This window comes from Micromonospora andamanensis (assembly GCF_016863495.1).
GTDB lineage: Bacteria > Actinomycetota > Actinomycetes > Mycobacteriales > Micromonosporaceae > Micromonospora > Micromonospora andamanensis.
Genome location: NZ_BOOZ01000015.1, coordinates 1 through 19,274 on the forward strand (window position 1 = coordinate 1; position 19,274 = coordinate 19,274).

The following is a 19,274-nucleotide window of genomic DNA, read 5'->3' on the forward strand; positions in this document are numbered from 1 at the left end:
ACGCCTGCGACTTCGTGGTGGGACGGGGACGTTGCTCATGCTTCCTCCTCATGACGGCTGGCCGGTGGCCAGCAGTGCGCTACGAACCGGCGGTCCCGGTGGCCGGGCGGCCACCATCGACTGTCGACGTCGTACCGGGTGGTGGTCTGCCGGTTGTTTGTGATGACCGGCGGAGTAGGTAGCGACAATCGACGATCATCTAACTCGTCGATGGCCAACAGTATTGGCTCGACGTCGCCAACCAGTCAACAACTTCCGGAAATATTCCCGAAACCTTCCCTCGGCCACCCGGCAGCGCGAGGTCACCCCGTTGACCCTGGCCAGTAACGACAAGCTGGCTGACTGTTGCCGCGTAGCAGGTCGGCGGCCTACGCCAGCACCGGGCAACTGTCAACCGGAAGTTCCAGAGACCTTCCGGATACTCGCGGCCGAGGACCCCTCCATGCTGGTGACCAGGGCTGCGACGGCCGGGATCCGGGCACGGGATCGTCGCCTCGTGGCACATCGCAGGCGTGGACTCGCTCCGGTGGGGTAGCCCGATCTGCCGTGGGGTGAGCCGGTCCTCGTACCGGGGCCGCGCGGGCGAACTGCCGAGATTCCCGGAGGGTCGATGTCGGCTGGGTCGGCGGGGCCCGAGGACGTTGTGGAACTGCGGGTGCACGGGGTTTCCGCTCCGGCAGCCGATCAGGCGTCGCAGACGCCCGTGCAGGTGGCGGGAGATCGCAGCGCCGGTTTCTACCGGTCCCGACCCACCTGCGCCGAGACCGGCCCGTCAGGCGGCACCGTGGAGGCGTACCGGTGGAGTGACCTGCCCTCCGGCACCATGGTCCGGACGCTGTCGCTTGTGTTCCTGCTGCCGTTCATGCTGCTCAACGTGGCGGTCTGGATGCGCCCGGGAAACCCCGCCACCGATCCGGTGGTGCGGGCCCTGTGCCGGGTGCTCGGCCTCACCCTCACCGCGCTGTACGTCCTCACCACGGTCGGGGTGGCGCTGGACCTGATCGCCTGGCAGTGCATGTCCTCCCCCGCCTGCCTGTCCGGACGCAGCTGGCTGTCCTGGCTGGGTGGCCGACCGACCGGGCTGCGACTGGCGACCCTGACGCTGGTCCCGGTCACCGCCATCGGACTGATCTGGTGGGCCAGCACCCGCCCCGGACGCTCCTTCAACGCGTTCCGCCCGCCGGAGAGCACCCGGTCCGGGCATCCGCTCAGCGCGGTCGGCCAGTGGGATGCCGAACCGCTCATGGGACGGCTGCGCTCGATCCACGTCGCCGCGGCGTTCGCCACGCTCGACGGCAGCCTGCTCGCCGCCCGGGTCGCCCACCCGCAGGGCCCCGGGCCCGCGACAGTCGCGCTGGCGGTCCTCACCGGAGCCGTACTGACCGGCTGCGTCGTGCTGATCTGCACGCCCGCGCTGATCGAGCGGGACCCCGCGAACCGTCGACTCGACGGCATCGCCCGCACCGTGCGGACCATCGCCATCGGGCTCACCATCGTGGTCGTCGTCGACGTCCTCGCCGCACCCGGCTGGTGGCCCGAGAGGGGCGGCCTGCCCGGCTACTCCCCCACCCTCACCTGGCTGTTCGGGGCGCATGCCGGGCTGCTGGCCGCGCTGGCCGCGGTACTGCTGTGGCGTCGGGGCCGGCGGTCGGAACACCGCGCCTCGGGCGCCCTCGGCGCCCTGGCGGCCGCGGCTGTCGGGGCGGGCATCGCCGTGGCGTTCTCGGCCGAACTCGTGCACCGGGTGGCCGATCTGCTGGACCGGGGCGCGTCGCCCGCCGACCGGACCACCCTTCGACCACCACCCGTCTTCACCTGGGCGATCTACGGCTTCTTCCGGGCGGTGCTGATCACACTCGTCGTCACGGGCCTGGCCGTCCTGTTGTCCCGACGCGGTCGCACCCGCGCGGCAGCCGCGATCCTGGCACACGACTTCCCGAACCCGTCGGGCGAGGCCACCGCCCGGCTGCGACAGGTACGGCAACTGGTCGCGCGGGCCCGGTTCACCGAGTGGCTGCCGTCGCTGGCCGTGGTCTACGCGGGCCTCGCCGGACTCGGCGCGGCGACCACGGTGATCGAACTGATCGGAGAGTATCCAGGCGACGTCATCCAGCGGTACGCCAGCGTGCCCGCGGGATTCGTCGAATTCGGCATCCGGTTCGGCAGCCAGTTGATCTCGGCCACCGTGCTCGGCCTGGTCATCGGCGGGATCTTCGCCTACCGGACGCCTGGTTTCCGGCGTCACGTCGGTGTGCTCTGGGACCTGGCGACCTTCTGGCCCCGCGCGGCCCATCCCTTCGCACCGCCCTGTTACGCCGAGCGGGCCGTGCCGGAACTGGCACGACGCATCACCTACCTGGCCGGCAGCGGCAGGATGGTGCTTGTGACCGGGTACAGCCAGGGCTCGGTGCTTGTCGCCGCGACAGTCCTCCAGTTGGCGCCGCAGGTCAGCGACCGGGTCGCCCTGCTCACCTACAGCTCGCCGCTGCGCCGGCTCTACGCTCGGCTCTTCCCCGCGTACATCGACGACGACATGCTGCGCGAGGTGGGTGACCGGCTCGGCTGGCGATGGGTGAACCTGTGGCGGGACACCGACCCGATCGGCGGATGGGTCTTCTCCGCTCACCGACCGGACGCGCCGCCCACCGTCACCGGTCCCCCGGCGTCAGTGGACCGGCGGCTGCGCGACCCCGACGGCCTGGTCGCGCCGCCGGGTGACAGCGTCCCACCACCGGTCCGGGGTCATGGGCCGGGCGAGTCCGACGAACCGTTCCTGATGGCGGCCCGGGAGCTGGTCGACCGGTTGCGCGACAGGCGACGCAACGGACCGGACGACGACTCCCCACCTGCGTAGTGGCAGCGCCTGTGACATCCGTCAGCCGTTGCCGGGATCGGCGGCGAGCTGGCCGGTCAGCACCACCAGGAGCTCGAAGCGGACGGCCGGGTCGTCCAGGTCGTCGCCGTACAGCTCACGCAGCCGCTTGAGGCGGTAGCTGACCGTCTGCGGATGCACGAACAGCTCGGTGGAGACCTCGGCGCGCGATCCCCAGTGTCGAAGCCAGGCGTGCAGCGTCGCCAGCAGGTTCTCCCGTTGCGCCGGACGTAGGTGCGCCAACGGCGCGAGGCGACGGGCGGTGAGCACCGCCAACGCCCGCTGCTCGCCGCGCAGGGTCAGCGCGACCATGTGGTCGTCAACGAAGACCGGGTCGGGAGCCGGGCCGACCAGAGCGGCGGCCAGCTCGGCGAGCCGGACGGCGGCGGGCACCTGGGGCCAGCCGAGTTCCGGGCCGACCACCGCCCGCCGCCCGGCCAGTGCCTCGGCCAGCGGGGCGCGGGCCGCCCGGGGACCGGACCGCAGCAGCAGCACGGCGTCCCGACCACGCTCGATCACCAGCCCGTCCGGGCCGTACCGGAACCGCACGTCGCGGGCCTGGTCCAGCGGCAGCAGTACGGGCACCACCGCGTCCAGGTCGGTCCAACCGATCCGGGCCGCCGCCGACTCGACGGCGCTGGGCAGACCGTCGCCGCGCAGCAGCAGCTCGGCGAGGTGTCGACGGCGGTCGCCCTCCCCGGCCTGCTCGCGCAGTTGCAGGGCGTACCCGTCGGTGCTCGCGGCGGCGAGTTCCGCGACGTACGCGCTCACCGCGTCGGAGAGGTCGATCAGCTCCTCCGGGTCGATCGGGCGCAGCCGGGCCAGTGACTGTGACGCCGTCCGCAGCAGCAGCCGGGCAGCCGTCCGCAGCGCGGCCAGCAGCGCCTCCGGCCCCCGGTCCTCCCGCGCCTCGGCGGCACCCAACCCGACGAAGACCTCCCGGGACCGGGGTGGCAGCGCCGGTTCTCCGGTGCCGATGAGGTCGAGGAAGCGGTCGAGCGCCACCTGCACGGCGGTGCGTACGTCCCGGGCGAACTTGTCGTCGGCGATGCCGGCGAAGGCGGGAGTGGCCTCGGTGACGGCGACCGCGACGGCGGCCACGGTGGCCGGCAGGTGCGGGCGCATCGCGGCGGCCAGATCGGCGGGCAGGTGTCGCCAGGGCGTCGCGGAGACGGGCGCGCTCACCCGGCGATTTTGTCACGGCGGGATAAGAACTGGAGAGAATCTCGCTGGCGAAGGGACGGTGATTCGATCGGAGCACCCGCGCGACGATGGACCCCACAGGCGACCGGGCCGTACGGGCGCGGCGGCCGACCGACCACCGGAGGAACGCCGTGCAGCACCGACTGTCCCGCCAGCACGTCGTCGACATGTGCCGCACCATGCTCGCCCGTGGCTACCTCAAGGCCACCGAGGGCAACGTGTCGGTCCGGGTGCCCGGGCACCGGCTGTACGCGGTCACTCCGAGCAACTACGACTACGACCGGATGCGAGTCGAGGACATCTGCATCGTGGACTTCGACGGCATGCACGTGCCCGACGGCTCCGGAGCCGACCTCAAGCCGTCAATCGAGTGCGGGATGCACGCCAACATCTACCGCGAGCGGCCGGACGTCAACGCGATAGTGCACACCCACCAGCCGTACGCCTCGGCGCTGGCCTTCCTGCGTAGACCGATCCCGGCGCTCACCGACGAGCAGGTGCGCTTCCTCGGCCGGGAGGTGGCGATCATCGACTACGCCCCGTCGGGCACCGGGTTCCTGGCCCGCAACGTGCAGAAGAAGGTGGCCAGCGGGGACAACGCCTTCATCATCGCCAACCACGGGGTGGTCGCCGTCGGCACCGACCCCGACCGGGCGGTGTTCAACATGGCGCTGTTGGAGAAGGTGTCCATCGCCTACCTGCTGGCGCTGACAACCGAGGCGGGCAAGGTCCACACCATTCCGACAGCGATCCGGGAGATCGCCTTCAGCAAGCTGCGGGCCGACGAGAAGCGGATCGCCGCGCAGCTCACCGAGGCGGTCGAGCCGCTGCGGGTACCGGCCGACGAGGCGCTGCCGAGCGCCGACGTGACAGCCGCCGAGGTGGCCGCCCGGACCACGAGCACCACGCCGGGCGCGGCGGCAAGCGCGGCCGGCAGCGGGACCGCCGACGACGAGGCGGGCGGCGCTCCCGGCATCGAGTCGGCCCGGCTCGGGTACGCGATAAGCGAGTACCCGGACGTCGACGACGTGATGCGGCGGCTGAAGGCACTGACCGCCCAGCCGGTACGCGGGCTGCGCCACGACGCGATGCTCGACGTGCTGAACTACTTCGACACCAAGTGCCGGGCCAGCAAGGAGATCACCGAACGGGCCAAGCGGCGCATCCCGGGCGGGGTGCAGCACAACCTGGCGTTCAACTATCCGTTCCCGCTCGCGGTCGACAAGGCCGACGGCGCGTACCTGGTGGACCGGGACGGCAACACGTACATCGACTTCCTCCAGGCCGGCGGGCCGACGATCCTGGGCAGCAACTACGGCCCGGTCAACGAGCGGGTCGCCGAGGTGGTCCGGGACTCCGGCCCGGTGACCGGCCTGTTCCACGAGTACGAACTCAAGCTCGCCGAGATCATCCACCTGTTCATGCCGCACGTGGAGATGTACCGGTCGCTGGGCTCGGGCACCGAGGCGGTGATGGCCGCCGTGCGAGGCGCCCGCGCCTTCACCGGCAAGAAGATGGTGATCAAGGTCGGTGGCGCCTACCACGGCTGGTCCGACACGATGGTGTACGGGCTGCGGGTGCCCGGCACCTACCGGATGAACGCCAAGGGCATTCCCTTCGGGGCGACGGCCCGTACCCGGGAAGCCTTCCCGCACGACCTCGGGCAGCTCAAGCGCAAGTTGATCGAGAACCGGCTGCGTGGTGGCACGGCCGCGGTGGTGGTCGAGCCGGTCGGCCCGGAATCCGGTACCCGGCCGGCGCCGCGCGACTTCAACGCCCGGGTCCGCGAGTTGTGCGACGAGTTCGGCGCACTGCTGATCTTCGACGAGGTGGTCACCGGTTTCCGGCTCGGGCTGGGTGGCGCCGCCGGTTACTTCGGTGTCACTCCCGACCTGACCGTGCTGGGCAAGGCGGTCTCCGGCGGCTACCCGATGGCCGGCGGCGTCGGCGGGCGGGCCGACGTGATGGCGGTCTTCGGCTCCGGGCTCGACGGCAGGAGCGGCGCGCACATCCAGGTCGGCGGCACCCTGTCGGCCAACCCGCTGTCCTGCGCGGCCGGCTACTTCGCCATCGAGGAGATGGCCCGCACCAACGCCCCGGTGATCGCCGGCCGGGCCGGTGACCGGCTGACCCGGGGGCTGCAACGGCTGATCGACTCCTACGGACTGCCGTACGTCGCGTACAACCAGGGGTCCATCGTGCACCTTGAGTGCAGTGGCGTGATGCTGTTGGACATGCGCAACCCGGTGAAGCTGCTCAAGGAGAACAAGGCCCGTAAGCGGCTGATGGAGCAGATGGGCGCGGCCTACACCGCGCACGGCATCGTCACCCTGGCCGGCTCACGGATGTACACGTCGATGGCCGACACCGACGAGGTGATCGACGACGCGCTCGCCCGGTTCGACCGGGTCTTCGCGCTCGTCGAAGGGGTCTGAGCCGGTGGCCGCCAGTCCGCCCCAGGTCTTCGCGATCGACCTGGGCACGTCGGGCCTGAAGGCCGCGCTGGTGGCCGCGGACGGCACGATCACCGGCTGGGCCGAGCGGCCGGTCCCGCTGCGGGTGCTGCCCGGTGGCGGCGCCGAGCAGGACCCGCTCGCCTGGTGGACGGCGCTCGGGCAGGTCGCCGCCGAGCTGGGACGGGATCATCCCGAGCAGATGCGGGCGGTGGCGACGGTGTGTGCCTCCACCCAGGGCGAGGGGACCATCGCGGTGGACACCGACGGTGAACCGCTCACCCCGTGCATCAGCTGGCTCGACATGCGGGGCGCGTCGCACCTGCGACGGCAGTTCGGCGGGTTTCCCGCGTACCAGGGGATGTCGGTGCGGCGGATCGCCCGCTGGCTGCGGCTCACCGGGGGCATGCCCTCACCGACCGGCAAGGACCCCGCCGCCCACATGCTGTTCGTCCGCGACACCATGCCGCAGGTGTACGCGCGCACCGCGACGTTCCTCAACGTGCTCGACTGGATCAACCTGAGGCTCACCGGACGGACGGTGGCCACCGTCGACTCGATTCTGACCTCGTGGGTGACCGACAACCGGCGTCCCGGCGGCATCCGCTACTCCCCCGCCCTGGTCGCCGACTGCGGCGTCGAGGCGGACAAACTGCCGCCGATCGTCGCCTGCACCGAGGTGATCGGCACGCTGACGCCGACCGCCGCCGCGCACCTGGGCCTGCCGACGACGGTGCGGGTGGTCGCCGGGGCGATCGACAACACCGCAGCGGCGATCGGCGCCGGCACCACCGGCGACAACGAGCCGCACCTGTACGTGGGAACCTCGTCCTGGATCGCCGCCCACGTGCCCCGGAAGAAGACCGACGTCGCCGCCGGCATCGCCTCGGTGCCCTGTGCGATCGGCGACCGTTACCTGCTGACCGCCCTCCAGGCCACCGCCGGCGCCAACCTCACCTGGCTGCGGGACAAGATCGTGGAGTACGACGACCCGCTGCTCAGCGCCGGACAGCTCAGCCGCGACGAGGGGACGATCTTCGACGCCTTCGACATGATCATTCCGACGGTGCCGCCGGGGGCCAACGGGGTGCTCTACACCCCCTGGCTCTACGGCGAACGCGCCCCGGTGGACGACGCCAACCTGCGCGCCGGGTTCTTCAACATCTCCCTCGACACCAACCGCTCCGATCTGCTGCGGGCGGTCTTCGAGGGCGTCGCGTTCAACACCCGGTGGCTGCTCGGCGCGGTGAACCGGTTCCTCGGCGCGCCGGTCTCCTCGATGGCCATCACCGGCGGCGGGGCGCTGTCGGACTCGTGGTGCCAGATCTTCGCCGACGTGCTCGGCGTCGAGATCCGCCGCGACGCCCAACCGCTCGCGGTCAACGCCAGGGGTGCGGGCTGGATCGGCGGGGTCGGCACCGGGCAGCTCACCTTCGCCGACATCCCGGGCCTGATGCGTACCGACCGGATCTTCGTGCCGACGCCCGCCCACCGGGCCACCTACGACGAGATCTTCGATGTCTACCGGCCACTGCACAAGCGGCTGGCCCCCGTCTACCGTCGCCTCAACCGACGCTGACCGGCCGAAAACGCCGCCAGCAGCTGCGGTTTTGGTGAGACTGAGGCCATGGTTGACGCCAGACGGTACGTGGCCGAGTTCATCGGGACCCTCCTCCTGGTCTTCTTCGGCGTGGGCAGCGCCATCGCGGCCCGGATCGAGGGTGGCGTGGTGGTGGTATCGCTGGCGTTCGGGTTCGTCCTGCTCGCGTTGGTCTACACGATCGGACAGCTCTCCGGCAGTCACGTGAACCCGGCGGTGACCCTCGGCGTGTTGCTCTCCGGCAAGATCACGGCGCTCGGGGCCGTCGCATACTGGATCGCGCAGTTCGCCGGTGCCGCCGTGGCCTCGTTCCTGCTCTGGGCGCTGGTGCGTTGGGGAGGGGTGAACGACCAGACAGGCGTGCTCGGCGCCAACGGTTACGGCACCAACATCAACGCCGGTGGGGCGATGCTGCTGGAGACCGTACTGACCTTCCTGTTCGTCCTGGTCGTGCTCGTGGTGAGCAAGCGCAGCACGGACCTGTCGGGCTTCGCCGGCCTGGCGATCGGGCTCGCCCTCGGCGTGGCGAACCTGGTCGGTGTCGCACTTACCGGCGCGGCGGTGAATCCGGCCCGGGCGTTTGGGCCAGCGATCTTCGAAGGCGGCCTCGCGCTCCGTCAACTCTGGGTGTTCATCGTCTTCCCCCTGCTCGGCGGGGTGCTGGCCGCGCTTGTCGCGCCGCTTGTCGAACATGGCTCCGGCGTCACCCGGATCGGCACGCCCCGGCCGTCCGGGCGCTGAGTCGGGCCACCATTGACGTCCGACCACTCGCGGTTTTGCGCCTTCGGTACTTGATCAGCTTTTGCCCGTTTCCCAGCAATCGGGAGCTGCGGCCGACATGGCCACCTGAAAGTTTCGGTAGTCATCGATGATGGCTTTTATCCTCTGATCGATGCGACGCTATGACGTCGGCGCCGGCCATCGACAGGAGGATACGTGCAGGCAATACGTCGAAGGCTACTCGGAGCCCCGTCCGTCGGCCCTGAGCAGGCCGAGCCGGAGCAGTCCGGCCCGGAGCAGGGCGAATCGCAGCCCCGGTCCCGGCCCGGACAGGAACGGCTGGCGGGTACCTTTCGGGTGGCGTCGCGCCTGCTGCGGCATGAATGGACGCTTGCGGCAGTCGCCGGCCTGGCATTTGCCGTTCTACTCACCTGGCCGACGCTCAAGCAGCCGTGGACGACCATCCCCGGCGACATCGGCGACCCCCCGTTGCAGGCGTGGCAGGTCGCCTGGGCCGGGCATGCCCTGGTCACCGATCCGCTCAACCTCTGGCACTCGAATACGTTCTTCCCGAATCTGTACACGTACGCCTACACCGACGTGGTGCTCGGCTACGCACCGGCCGGTCTGCTCGGCCACGGTGTAGCGGCGGCCATCTTCCGCTACAACATCCTCTACGTCCTGGCGCACGCACTCGCCTTCGTCGGGGCGTACGCCCTGGTGCGCCAACTGGGCGGTATCCGGACGGCGGCGGCCGTGGCGGGCGTCGCCTGGGCCTTCGCGCCGTGGCGGCTCGCGCACAGCGGCCATCTGAACATCCTCTCCATCGGCGGCGTCGCGCTGTGCCTGGCCATGCTGGCTCGCGGCCACGGCTGGTCGCTGCGGGACGGTCACCGACCGGCGCTGCACCGCCCCGGATGGGTCGTGGCCGGTTGGTTGGTCGCCGCCTGGCAGGTGACCCTCGGCCTGGCGATCGGCCTGCCGCTCGCGTATTTCCTGGCCGGCACCGTGCTGGTGGTCCTGGTGGCGGTTGGCTGGGCCCGCTGGCGGACCGGCGCCTGGGTGTTGGGTCGACGGGTGGTGCTGGCCAACCTTCTCGGTGGGGCCGTCTTCAGTGGCGTGTGCATCTGGTTGGGGACCGCCTTCCTGCGGGTGGTGGAGTTGCACCCGGAGGCGCGCCGCGACCTGTCCTGGACGGAGATGTTCTCCCCACCCCTGCGGGGATACTTCGTCGCGCCCGCGGACTCGTGGCTGTGGGGCGAGCACTTCGCGGCCGCCCGCGCCCAGTTGTCCTGGCCGCCGGAGATGGCGCTGCTGCCCGGTGTCACATTGATCGTGCTGGCCGTGGCCGGGCTGAGCTACTCGACGTTCCGGGTCCGTCACCGCGTCCTGCTCGGGCTCGGCGTGCTGGTCTCCGGCGCGCTCGGGCTGGGCAGCAACCTGGTCGGTCAGGGCGATCCGGGATACCTGACCCTGTCGCGGCTGCTGCCCGGATGGGACGCGCTACGGACCCCGGGGCGGCTGATGGTGTGGACGAGCCTGCTGCTCGCCATTCTGGCAGCGGGCGCGATAAGCGAGTTCGGCCGGAATCGCCCCAAGCTCGGGTGGCCGAAGTCGGTGAGCGCGGTCGCGCTCCTGCTGCCCCTGCTGCTGGTCACGGTCGAGGGCGTCAACCGGACACCGCACCCCACCGTGCCGACGGCTCCGCCGGCGCTGCGGGCGGCGACCGAGCCGATCCTGGTCCTGCCCAGCAACGGGGTGGCCGAATCCGACATCATGCTCTGGTCCACCGACGGATTTCCCCGCGTCGCCAACGGTTCCGTCACCTTCCTGCCGGCCGCTCAACAGCAGATCCGCGCGGTGACCACGACCTTCCCCGATCCGGGCAGCATCGCATTTCTCCGTCAGATCGGCATCCGGTCGGTGGTCGTCCTGCCGGATCGGCTCGCCGGCACGCCCTGGGACGGCCTGCCCACCCGACCTGTCGACGGCCTCGGCATCACCCGGGAGGAGATAGCCGGCGCCTGGGTGTACCGCCTCGGCTGAGCCGGCACGGGCGTCGTCCACGGACGACGCCCGTCACTCCCGGGTGGCACCCATCGGCTCGCGCACCAGGGCACCGTCGATGTAGCAGTAACGCCAGTCCTCGCCCTCTTCCAGCGACCGGATCAGCGGATGGCCGGTCCGCCGGTAGTGCTCCTCCGCGTGGTTGTTCACCGAGTCGCTGCAACAGCCCACCGCGCCACAGGTCAGACACATCCGCAGCTGCACCCAGTCGTCGCCGCTCTCCAGGCACTGCGGGCACGCCTCGGCGTCGGACTCGGTGATGTTGATCCGGTCGAGGTGGGTGCAGGCGGTGCTGATGGTCTCCTCGCGCACGTACCGCCAGTTGGAGTGCAGCAACCGGTCCGGGATGATCCGGGCCAGGTAGCGCGAGTTCGCCGCCAGCAGCGGGCTCGCCACGGCCAGGATCAGCACGTACAGGGCGATGAAGGGACCGAGGCGCCCGTCCAGGCCGGCGGCGATGGCGAGGGTGGCCAGGATCAGCGAGAACTCGCCCCGGCCCAGCACGGTCAGGCCGACGTTCGCGGCGCCGCGTTGGTTGAGCCCGAACAGCCGACCGGCGATCAGGCCGGCCGACACGTTCGTCACGACCGTCATCAGGACGGCCAGCAGCACCGGCACCGCCACCGAGCCGAAGTCGCCGACGTCGATGCTCAGCCCGAACACCAGGAAGAAAACCGCCGCGAAGACGTCGCGCAGCGGCAGCACCAGGCGTTCGACCCGTTCCCGCAGAGGGGTGCGGGCGATCACCAGACCTATCATCAGTGCGCCGATCGCGTCGGAGACCCCGATCTCGGCCGACACACCGGCGACCAGCACGACCAGTCCGACCATCAGGATGGCCAGCAGTTCGTCCTCGTTGCTGTCGATCACCTTGCCGACCAGACGGGCACCGAAGCGGGCGACGGCGAAGAGCACCACCAGGTAGGCGAAGCTCAGGCCGATACGCAGCACCAGTTCCCCGGCCGATCCGGCACCGGACAGCAGCGGTGACAGCAGCGCCAGGTAGAGCGCGAGGAAGAGGTCCTCGATCACGATGATGCCGAGGATGACAGGCGTCTCCGCGTTCGCCAGGCGGCGCAGCTCGATGAGCAGCTTGGTCACGATCGCCGAGGAGGAGATGCCGAGCGCCCCGGCGATCACGAACGCCTCGTAGCCGCCCCAGCCCAGGGCGAGGCCGAAGAGCAGGCCGGCGCCGACGTTGAGCCCGATGTACGCGCCGGCGGCGACGAAGAGCCGCTTTCCGCTGCCGAGCACCTGGTCGACGGGGAACTCGACGCCCAGGTGGAACAGGAGCAGCACCAGGCCGAGGGAGGCGAGCAGGCTCAGGTCCTCGGGATGGGCGATCAGCACCGGACCGGGGGTGCCGGGCCCGAGCAGGATGCCCGCGAGCATGAAGAACGGCACGGTGGGCAGGTTGATGCGACGACCCGCGCGGGCCAGCAGACCCGCGATCAGGACGAGGGCCCCGAAGCCCACGAGGTCAGCATGCACGGTGAGGTCTCCTGGAGCGGACTGAACGATGGCGCACGGGTCGCGACGACTACTCGGAGAAGTACGTGCCGGCCAGCAGGGCGCCCACCTTACGCGCCTGTTCCTCCGACATCTCGATCACGGCCACCGGGTCGTCCTGCCCGGAGGCGAAGACGTACAGGTCACGGTTGCCGTCCCGGCGTACCACCACGGAGATCCGCTGAGTGTTGCTGCCCAGGTCGACGTCGTACCGCTTGCCGATACCTGGAAGTTCCTGCACATATATCCCTTTACCCATGGCCCCTCCCGCTACGCGGTCCGCGATCTCTGCGCAATGGTACGAGCCGGCCGGCGGCGTGCGGCTGGACACACGGCCTAGATCACCACCTGCTTGTGCTGCGGCAGGGCGTCGATCAGGGACCGGGACACGTTTATGGTGTCCGAGACGACCTCGTGCGGTGTGTTGGCCATCCACTGCATGACCGAGATGTCCTCGAACCGGGGGTGGCGGAACATCTCCAGGAAGACAAGCGGCTCCTCGCCGGTGTTCTCGATGTAGTGCCCGTACGCGAACGGCACGTAGCCGACGTCGCCGGCTTGGAAGTCGAAGGTACGCGCGGCCGCCGAGGCGGCGAAGACGCCCATCCGTCCCCGCCCGGAGATGTAGTACTGCCACTCGTCGGTGGTCGGGTGCCAGTGCAACTCCCGCATCCCGCCCGGTTCGACCTCGACGAGTGCGGCTGCGGTGGTGGTCGAGGCGGCGAAGTTCGTCGAGTCGGCGATGCGTACGGTGCCGCCACGGAAGTGCTGCGGGGTCTGGGCGAGCATCCGGTGCTTGAAGCTGCGCGGCACGTCCCCGGTCGGGCTGACGACGCGGTCCGTCGACAGCGGCGGCGGTACCGTCCCGGCGAAGATGTACTTCTCCCGCTGGGCCAGGTCGTCCAACTGCTCCATCGACCAGCCGAAGTTCTTCGCCAGCACCGGTTTCGGCACGTGCGCGAAAAAGTCGCTGAGCAGGAAGGTGTTGTTCTCCGAGAAGGTGCCGTCGTTGAAGACCAGCAGGAACTGCGCACCGTCCTGCAACGCCTGGATGTGGTGCGGGATGCCCTGCGGGAAGAACCACAGGTCACCGGCCTGGACATCCTCGATGAAGTTGCGCCCCTCGTGGTCGACGGCGCTGATCCGGGCGCTGCCGCTGAGCATGTACGCCCACTCCGACTCCTGGTGCCAGTGGATCTCCCGGTACGCGCCGGGTTCCAGGCCGAACTGCACGCCGGCCAACTGGGTGGCCACCGGCAGGTCCCGCATGGTGACCTCGCGGGTCCAGCCGCCCTTCTCCACCCGGGTGTGTGCCTGCGAGAAGGAGAACTTGAGGTTCGGCACCAGCCGACTGTCCGTGGTGGGCGGCACCAGCAGGTCGGGATTCTGCCGCTCCAGCTCCACGTTGCGTCCGGCGAGCGGGGCTGCCCCCTGGTCACCGCGGCGTGGTTCGGGATCCCTGTTCGCCATTCGGTCAACTCCTCACCTGGTCCAGGCACCGCTGGGCGACGGCAGGCCGGAATACCCGGGACGTCGCGTCGCAAACGGCGAGGGCCCCCACGATCCGGCCGCCGGCACACTCCCGCCGTGGCTGCGCGTGGGCGACGACGGCCGATCACCACCCGGGGCACCCTCGGTGGAGCGGTTTGTCCGATCCGGCCGAGGGTGGGGCGCGCGGACGTCGGCAGGCGCGCCCGGTCCGGCTACGAGGTGATGCGGAAGGTGGCGTCGTTGCGCGCCTGGGCGTCGTTCACCGGATCGAGCCGTAGCTGGTAGTTGTAGTGCCGGACGTACCGGTCGGGGTAGTTGTACGACCGGAACGACGACCAGGACGAGTTGCCCAGGCCGGCGACCTGCCGGAAGGTGGCGTCGGCGGCGAAGACCGAGCTGCCGTCGTTGGCCGCCAGCACGAAGTCGAAGCCGTAGTGCCGCAGGTAGTGGCCGGGGTAGTTGACCGATTCGAACGACACGGCGGCAGCGTCGGCCAGCCCGGGCACCACCCGGAACTGGGCGTCCTGGGCCGGGTTGACGTTCGCGTCGATGCGTACGTCGTAGTTGGCGTGCCGCACGTAGCGGTCCTGATGGGTGTACGCCTGGATCCGGTTGGCCGGGGTGGTGGCACCCCAGCGCCCCAGTACCGCGCTCTCCTCGGCGGCGGTCAGGCTCAGGATCGAGCCGTGCCGTTTGCGGCTGGCACCCAGCTGGTAGTCCGTCCGGGTCCGGAAGTTCGTGACACTGCCCAGGTTGCTGGAGGTGACAGGCAGGTAGCCACGTCCGGTGGCGTACTGGTCGAGCCAGAGCGCCCATTCGTTCCGCCCGTTGAACTGCATCCACATCGGACCTTCGACGACGCTGCCGCCGCCGGTGCCGTTGGAGATGCCGAGGTGCGAAAGGTTGCCCAGCGGCGTCCACGAGCCGAGGATCGCGTTGCTGGCCTCGATGGTGATGTGCCCGTCGGCCGATGCCCGGTAGTAGCGGTAACCGCCGACGGAGCCGGGCACCTCGACGATCTGGGTGTCGATGATGCCCTGACCGCCGCCGGGCCGTTCGATGTAGAGCTGCGGCGCGGTGAAGCTGCGGAAGTCGCTGGTCCGGACGTACCAGATGCGGTGCTTTGTCACGCCGTCGCGCAGGGAGTTCGTCGCCCAGTAGACGACGTAGTCACCTGTCGCCTGGTTGTAGATGGCCTCCGGCGCCCAGGCGTTGCCGGCGCCGGGGATACCGGCCGCGACGTTGAGCAGCCAGGGAGCGGACCAGTTCACCAGGTCGCGGGACTCCCACACCACAAGCGACGTGCTGCCCCGGTTCGCCGCGTCGTTCCACGAGGTGCCGCTGGCGATCCGCAGATCGGTGGCGACGATCCAGTACCGGTCTCCCGTGGGCGACCGCAGGAGGGATGGATCGCGTACCCCACGGGTACCGATCGTGGACAGCAGCACCGGTGCGCCGTTGTTCAGATCCCGCCAGGTCAACCCGTCCCGGCTGTGGGCGAAGTAGACCTGCTCGCCGGTGGCTGACTCGCCGGTGAAGTGCGCCATCAGGTAGCCGGTGAACGGGTCGAGCGCGGCGGCTGCGGCACGCGGCGGCTGGGCCGCCGACAGCAACAGCAGACACAGGGCGGCGAGCAGGGCGATCGCCCTGGTCAGGACTCTGGACATGCGGCTCTCCGTCCGTCCGGCCCGGCCGACGTTAGCGCTAACATTTCGGCGCCGGGGCGGCCCTGGTCACTGTTTCGGGGGTGTTACGCAGTCTCCGCCTCGAATCGACAACCGTCAAGACGGTGATCGGCTCCGCCGACAGGCGACCGTCACCCGGGATTCACTGAAACCCCGGCGCCTCTCCCATCGCATCGTCAGGGTCTGTCAGTCGAGCGGCTGGTCGTCCGCCTCGGCACAGATCGCCGCCATCTCGCTCCGGTAGGCGGCCAGCGTCGGCAGACCCGCCGCCGCTCGTCGCTTGTCGACACCTGCCTCGTCCCGGATCGGGGTGGCGGGGACCGGCCCGTCCGTGCCGCATCGCATCTGCGTCCCGTACGCCTGCGGCTCGCCCTTGGCAACGGCCACCCGATCCTCGAGATACGCGAGGTTGCCGGGCGACGCCTGACCGTCCGCGACGGCCGCGCGCAGCAGGTCGAGCGCCTGCTGCTGAAAGGCGGGATCGAGGTCGGCGTGCTGGGCGATCACCCAGGCCGCGTTCTCGCCGTCCTTGCCGACAAGGTCGAAGGTCGGCCATCCGTACTCTTGGATGATCTCCTTCAATCGGGCGGTGCGCTGCTCGGCGGTGTCGGCCTGGGGGCGACCCTCCAGCTCGGCCTGGTCACGTTCGAGCATCCCGACCAGTTCGTCGTGCAGCGCTTTGTCGAAGCGCACGGCCGGCTGAGAAGCCGTGGGCAGCGACTCGCTCGGCGGCACCGGCGACCCGGACGGCTCGGTGGAGCGAGGCGAGGAGGAGCAGCTCATCAGTGCGGTAAGGACAATCAGCGGCAACGACACCCGTCGTAGGACTCTCATGAGCACCCCCGCCGCTGACGTGTGGGTCCGACGCCGGCACCTTACCGAAAGGGGCGTCCGGGGTGCTGCCCCCCGAAACGGGCCTCGACTGGACTGAGGTCCCACGCCAGGTTCCGCAATCGGCCTGAACGCAGATCAGCTACCCGGTGCCCGCCGCGCTCGAGGTGGCACTGGTACTAGCCCGTGGACCGGCCACACTGGTGCGACACATCGACCGGAACCGGGGGCCATCACGATGACGACCGAGGATCGGATCCAGCCGAACGAGACCGCCGTGCCGCTGCTGCCCTGTGTGGCGGTGGACGAGACGCTTGCCTTCTGGCGGGCGCTCGGCTATGCGGTGACCTGGGAGCAGCGCAAGCCGTACCTGTATCTGGCCTTTCGGTTCAGCGGTTTCGAGTTGCACTACGGCCGGGCGGCGAGCGGGCTCGATCCGGCCGCCGAGCAGAGCGGCGGCTGCCTGGTGATGGTCGACGCGGTGGCGCCCTATCACGCCGCGTTCGTCGCCGGCATGCGTGGCGCGTACGGGAAGGTGCTGGCCCGGGGGCTGCCCCGGATCACCCGCTACCGACCCGGTGCGTCGCGCTTCAGCGTCGTCGACCCGTCCGGCAACACCATCACCTTCATCCGACGGGACGAGCCGGCCGAGTTGGATTACGGCGGATCGGTGCGGTTGTCGGGACTGGCCCGGGTGCTCGACAACGCTCGGATCCTGCGCGAGTTCAAGAACGACGACAAGGCCGCCTTCCGGTCGCTGAACTCCGGGCTGCGCCGGCACGGCGACGACGCGCCCGTCGTGGAGCAGGCGTTGGCGCTCGCCGGACTGGTGGAGTTGGCCACCGCGTTGGGCAAGCTCGACGTGGTGCCCGAATGGGGCGAGCGGCTGCGCGGGCTTGCGCTGACCGGCCCGGAACTCGAACGGGTACGGCTGTCGGTGGCCCAGCCCGACGTCCTCGCGCCGTGGCTGCCCGAAGCCAGGTAGACCTGTCACCCCCAGCGTTGATCAAGAAGTTTTCGTCCGACTGCGCACGGGTCGGCGACGAAAACTTCTTGATCAACGAGATGTGGACCGCAGCGGTTAGAGGTGGTTGGGGGCGGAGATGCCGAGCAGGTGCAGGCCGGTGCGGAGGGTGTCGCCGGTGAGACGGCACAGGGCGAGGCGGTTTCCGCGACTGGAACCAGTGGCGCGCAGCACCGGGCAGTGCTCGTAGAACGCGGTGAAGGTCTGCGCCAGCCGGTACAGGTAACCGCAGAGGCGGTGCGGCTCACTTGCGGCGACCACCTCGGCGAGGGTGTCGGCGAACGCGTCGAGGTCGAGGATCAGCGCCCGCTCCGCCGGTTCCAGGGCGGCGGTCGGATCGACTGTCACGTCGGCACCGTCGGCGCGGGCCAGGATGGAGCGGACGCGGGCGTGCGCGTACTGGAGGTAGACGCCTGTGTTGCCGGCCAGCGCCAGCATCCGCCGTGGCTCGTAGGTGTAGTCGCGGGCCCGGTTGGTGGCCAGGTCGGCGTACTTCACCGCGCCGATGCCTACCTGTCGCGCCCGCTCGTCCAGGGCGGCCCCGGTCAGCCCGGGATTCCTCGCCGCGACCACCTCGCGGGCGTGATCGACCGCCTCGGTGAGCAGGTCGACAAGGCGGACGGTGTCACCGGCCCGGGTCTTGAACGGCCGTCCGTCGGGGCCGAGGACGGTACCGAAGGCGACGTGGACGGCGGACACGGCTGACGGCAGCCACCCGGCCCGCCGCGCGGTGTCGAAGACCATCCGGAAGTGCAGGGCCTGCCGGGCGTCGACCACGTACAGCAGCCGGTCGGCGTGCAGCTCGACGACGCGCTGCCGCAGCGCGGCCAGGTCGGTCGCGGCGTAGCCGAAACCGCCGTCGCGCTTGCGTACGATGAGTGGCGTCGGCTCGCCGTCGGGGCCGCGCAGGTCGTCGAAGAAGACGCAGAGCGCGCCGTCACTCGTCACCGCGACCGCACGCCGCTCAAGCTCGTCGGCGACCTCGGGCAGCGCGGCGTTGTAGGCGCTCTCCCCCACCACGTCGGCGTCTGTCAACCGCACGCCGAGCCGTTCGTAGACGTCGGTGAAGTAGCGGGTCGACTCGGCGACGATGTCCCGCCAGGCGGCCACGGTGCCGGGGTCGCCGGCCTGCAACGCCACCACCCGCCGCCGGGCCCGCTCGGCGAAAGCGGGGTCGGCGTCGAACTCCGCCCGCGCCCGCCGGTAGAGCGTGGCCAGCCGTCCCATGGTGCCGCCGTCGCCGGACAGCGACGGATCGGGGTGCTCGACCTGGTACTGGATGAGCATGCCGAACTGGGTTCCCCAGTCACCGATGTGGTTGCGCCGCACCACTGTGCCGCCGAGGTGTTCCAGGATCCGGACCAGCGCGTCGCCGATGATCGTGGAGCGCAGATGCCCGACGTGCATCTCCTTGGCGATGTTCGGCTGCGAGTAGTCGATCACGGTGGTGACGCCCGCCTCGGGGGTACCCACGCCGAGCCGGTCGTCGCCCATCCGACCGGCGAGCTGAGCCAGCAACGCCCGGTCGGTCAGGTCGATGTTGACGAAGCCCGGGCCGGCCACGCCCGCCCTGGCCACCAGACCGTCGTCGGGTAGGCCGGCGACCAGCTCCGCCGCGACCTCCCGCGGATTGCGGCGCAGCCTCCGCGCCGCCGCCAGCGCGCCGTCGGCCTGGAAGTCGGCGTGCTCGGAGCGACGGATCTGCGGCGCCAGGTCCGCCATTCCCAGGCGGTCCACGACGGCGGTGACGGACTCGGACAACGACGAGGCCAGCGAGGGCACGGTCACGGGAACTCCCTGGGATGGGATGAACGGGATC

At 70.3% G+C, this 19,274-nt stretch carries 13 protein-coding genes; 6 read left to right on the forward strand and 7 right to left on the reverse strand.

What is annotated here, in order from left to right:
- The first annotated feature begins 610 nt into the window (after positions 1-610).
- Positions 611-2,854 (forward strand): hypothetical protein, encoded by a 2,244-nt coding sequence (locus Van01_RS14940; protein WP_204007247.1) that lies wholly within the window; start codon positions 611-613, stop codon positions 2,852-2,854.
- Positions 2,855-2,875: 21 nt separating this feature from the next.
- Here the strand turns inward: Van01_RS14940 and Van01_RS14945 are convergent, their stop codons facing one another.
- Positions 2,876-4,057, reverse strand: coding sequence for a PucR family transcriptional regulator (locus Van01_RS14945; protein ID WP_239099092.1), 1,182 nt, complete (start codon positions 4,055-4,057; stop codon positions 2,876-2,878).
- An 86-nt stretch (positions 4,058-4,143) separates the two neighbouring features.
- On the opposite strand from Van01_RS14945, the gene Van01_RS14950 reads away from it, so the two are divergent.
- From Van01_RS14950 to Van01_RS14965, 4 genes are all read left to right on the forward strand, one after another.
- A complete protein-coding gene (locus Van01_RS14950) occupies positions 4,144-6,510 on the forward strand; it encodes an aminotransferase class III-fold pyridoxal phosphate-dependent enzyme (protein WP_239099093.1) in 2,367 nt (788 codons plus the stop codon).
- A 4-nt stretch (positions 6,511-6,514) separates the two neighbouring features.
- Complete coding sequence (locus Van01_RS14955; protein ID WP_204007249.1) at positions 6,515-8,107, forward strand: xylulokinase; 1,593 nt, start codon at positions 6,515-6,517, stop codon at positions 8,105-8,107.
- 48 nt (positions 8,108-8,155) lie between these two features.
- The gene (locus Van01_RS14960; RefSeq protein WP_204007251.1) at positions 8,156-8,869 is read left to right on the forward strand and encodes an MIP/aquaporin family protein; all 714 of its coding nucleotides are present in this window, start codon (positions 8,156-8,158) and stop codon (positions 8,867-8,869) included.
- 318 nt (positions 8,870-9,187) lie between these two features.
- Positions 9,188-10,894 carry a hypothetical protein gene (locus Van01_RS14965; protein WP_239099108.1) on the forward strand — a complete coding sequence of 569 codons (1,707 nt, stop codon included), beginning with the start codon at positions 9,188-9,190 and terminating at the stop codon, positions 10,892-10,894.
- Between the two features lie 33 nt (positions 10,895-10,927).
- Here Van01_RS14965 and Van01_RS14970 read toward each other — a convergent pair whose 3' ends face one another.
- The 5 genes from Van01_RS14970 to Van01_RS14990 all read right to left on the reverse strand — a co-directional run bounded on the left by Van01_RS14970 (position 10,928) and on the right by Van01_RS14990 (position 16,293).
- On the reverse strand, positions 10,928-12,406 hold the full coding sequence (locus Van01_RS14970) for a cation:proton antiporter domain-containing protein (protein ID WP_204007259.1): 1,479 nt from the start codon (positions 12,404-12,406) through the stop codon (positions 10,928-10,930).
- A 49-nt stretch (positions 12,407-12,455) separates the two neighbouring features.
- Positions 12,456-12,683 carry a cation:proton antiporter regulatory subunit gene (locus tag Van01_RS14975; RefSeq protein ID WP_099845543.1) on the reverse strand — a complete coding sequence of 76 codons (228 nt, stop codon included), beginning with the start codon at positions 12,681-12,683 and terminating at the stop codon, positions 12,456-12,458.
- A gap of 77 nt (positions 12,684-12,760) precedes the next feature.
- Positions 12,761-13,894: a cupin domain-containing protein gene (locus Van01_RS14980; RefSeq protein WP_204007261.1), complete on the reverse strand. Its 1,134-nt coding sequence runs from the start codon at positions 13,892-13,894 to the stop codon at positions 12,761-12,763.
- Positions 13,895-14,127: 233 nt separating this feature from the next.
- Positions 14,128-15,582 carry a glycoside hydrolase family 43 protein gene (locus tag Van01_RS14985; protein ID WP_204007263.1) on the reverse strand — a complete coding sequence of 485 codons (1,455 nt, stop codon included), beginning with the start codon at positions 15,580-15,582 and terminating at the stop codon, positions 14,128-14,130.
- Positions 15,583-15,786: 204 nt separating this feature from the next.
- Positions 15,787-16,293, reverse strand: a complete 507-nt coding sequence (locus Van01_RS14990; protein WP_204007265.1) for a DUF6624 domain-containing protein — start codon at positions 16,291-16,293, stop codon at positions 15,787-15,789.
- Between the two features lie 376 nt (positions 16,294-16,669).
- On the opposite strand from Van01_RS14990, the gene Van01_RS14995 reads away from it, so the two are divergent.
- Complete coding sequence (locus tag Van01_RS14995; protein ID WP_204007267.1) at positions 16,670-17,416, forward strand: DUF8817 family protein; 747 nt, start codon at positions 16,670-16,672, stop codon at positions 17,414-17,416.
- A 96-nt stretch (positions 17,417-17,512) separates the two neighbouring features.
- Here the strand turns inward: Van01_RS14995 and argS are convergent, their stop codons facing one another.
- Positions 17,513-19,243: an arginine--tRNA ligase gene (gene argS / locus Van01_RS15000; protein WP_204007269.1), complete on the reverse strand. Its 1,731-nt coding sequence runs from the start codon at positions 19,241-19,243 to the stop codon at positions 17,513-17,515.
- Positions 19,244-19,274: the final 31 nt, after the last annotated feature.

What these genes read in the sequence shown, in the direction of transcription:
- Van01_RS14950 (WP_239099093.1), top strand. Translation starts at nt 4,144, where the DNA reads ATGGACCCCACAGGCGACCGGGCCGTACGGGCGCGGCGGCCGACCGAC.
- Van01_RS14940 (WP_204007247.1), top strand. Translation starts at nt 611, where the DNA reads ATGTCGGCTGGGTCGGCGGGGCCCGAGGACGTTGTGGAACTGCGGGTG.
- Van01_RS14980 (WP_204007261.1), bottom strand. Translation starts at nt 13,894, where the DNA reads ATGGCGAACAGGGATCCCGAACCACGCCGCGGTGACCAGGGGGCAGCC.
- Van01_RS14985 (WP_204007263.1), bottom strand. Translation starts at nt 15,582, where the DNA reads ATGTCCAGAGTCCTGACCAGGGCGATCGCCCTGCTCGCCGCCCTGTGT.
- Van01_RS14960 (WP_204007251.1), top strand. Translation starts at nt 8,156, where the DNA reads ATGGTTGACGCCAGACGGTACGTGGCCGAGTTCATCGGGACCCTCCTC.
- Van01_RS14995 (WP_204007267.1), top strand. Translation starts at nt 16,670, where the DNA reads ATGACGACCGAGGATCGGATCCAGCCGAACGAGACCGCCGTGCCGCTG.
- Van01_RS14975 (WP_099845543.1), bottom strand. Translation starts at nt 12,683, where the DNA reads ATGGGTAAAGGGATATATGTGCAGGAACTTCCAGGTATCGGCAAGCGG.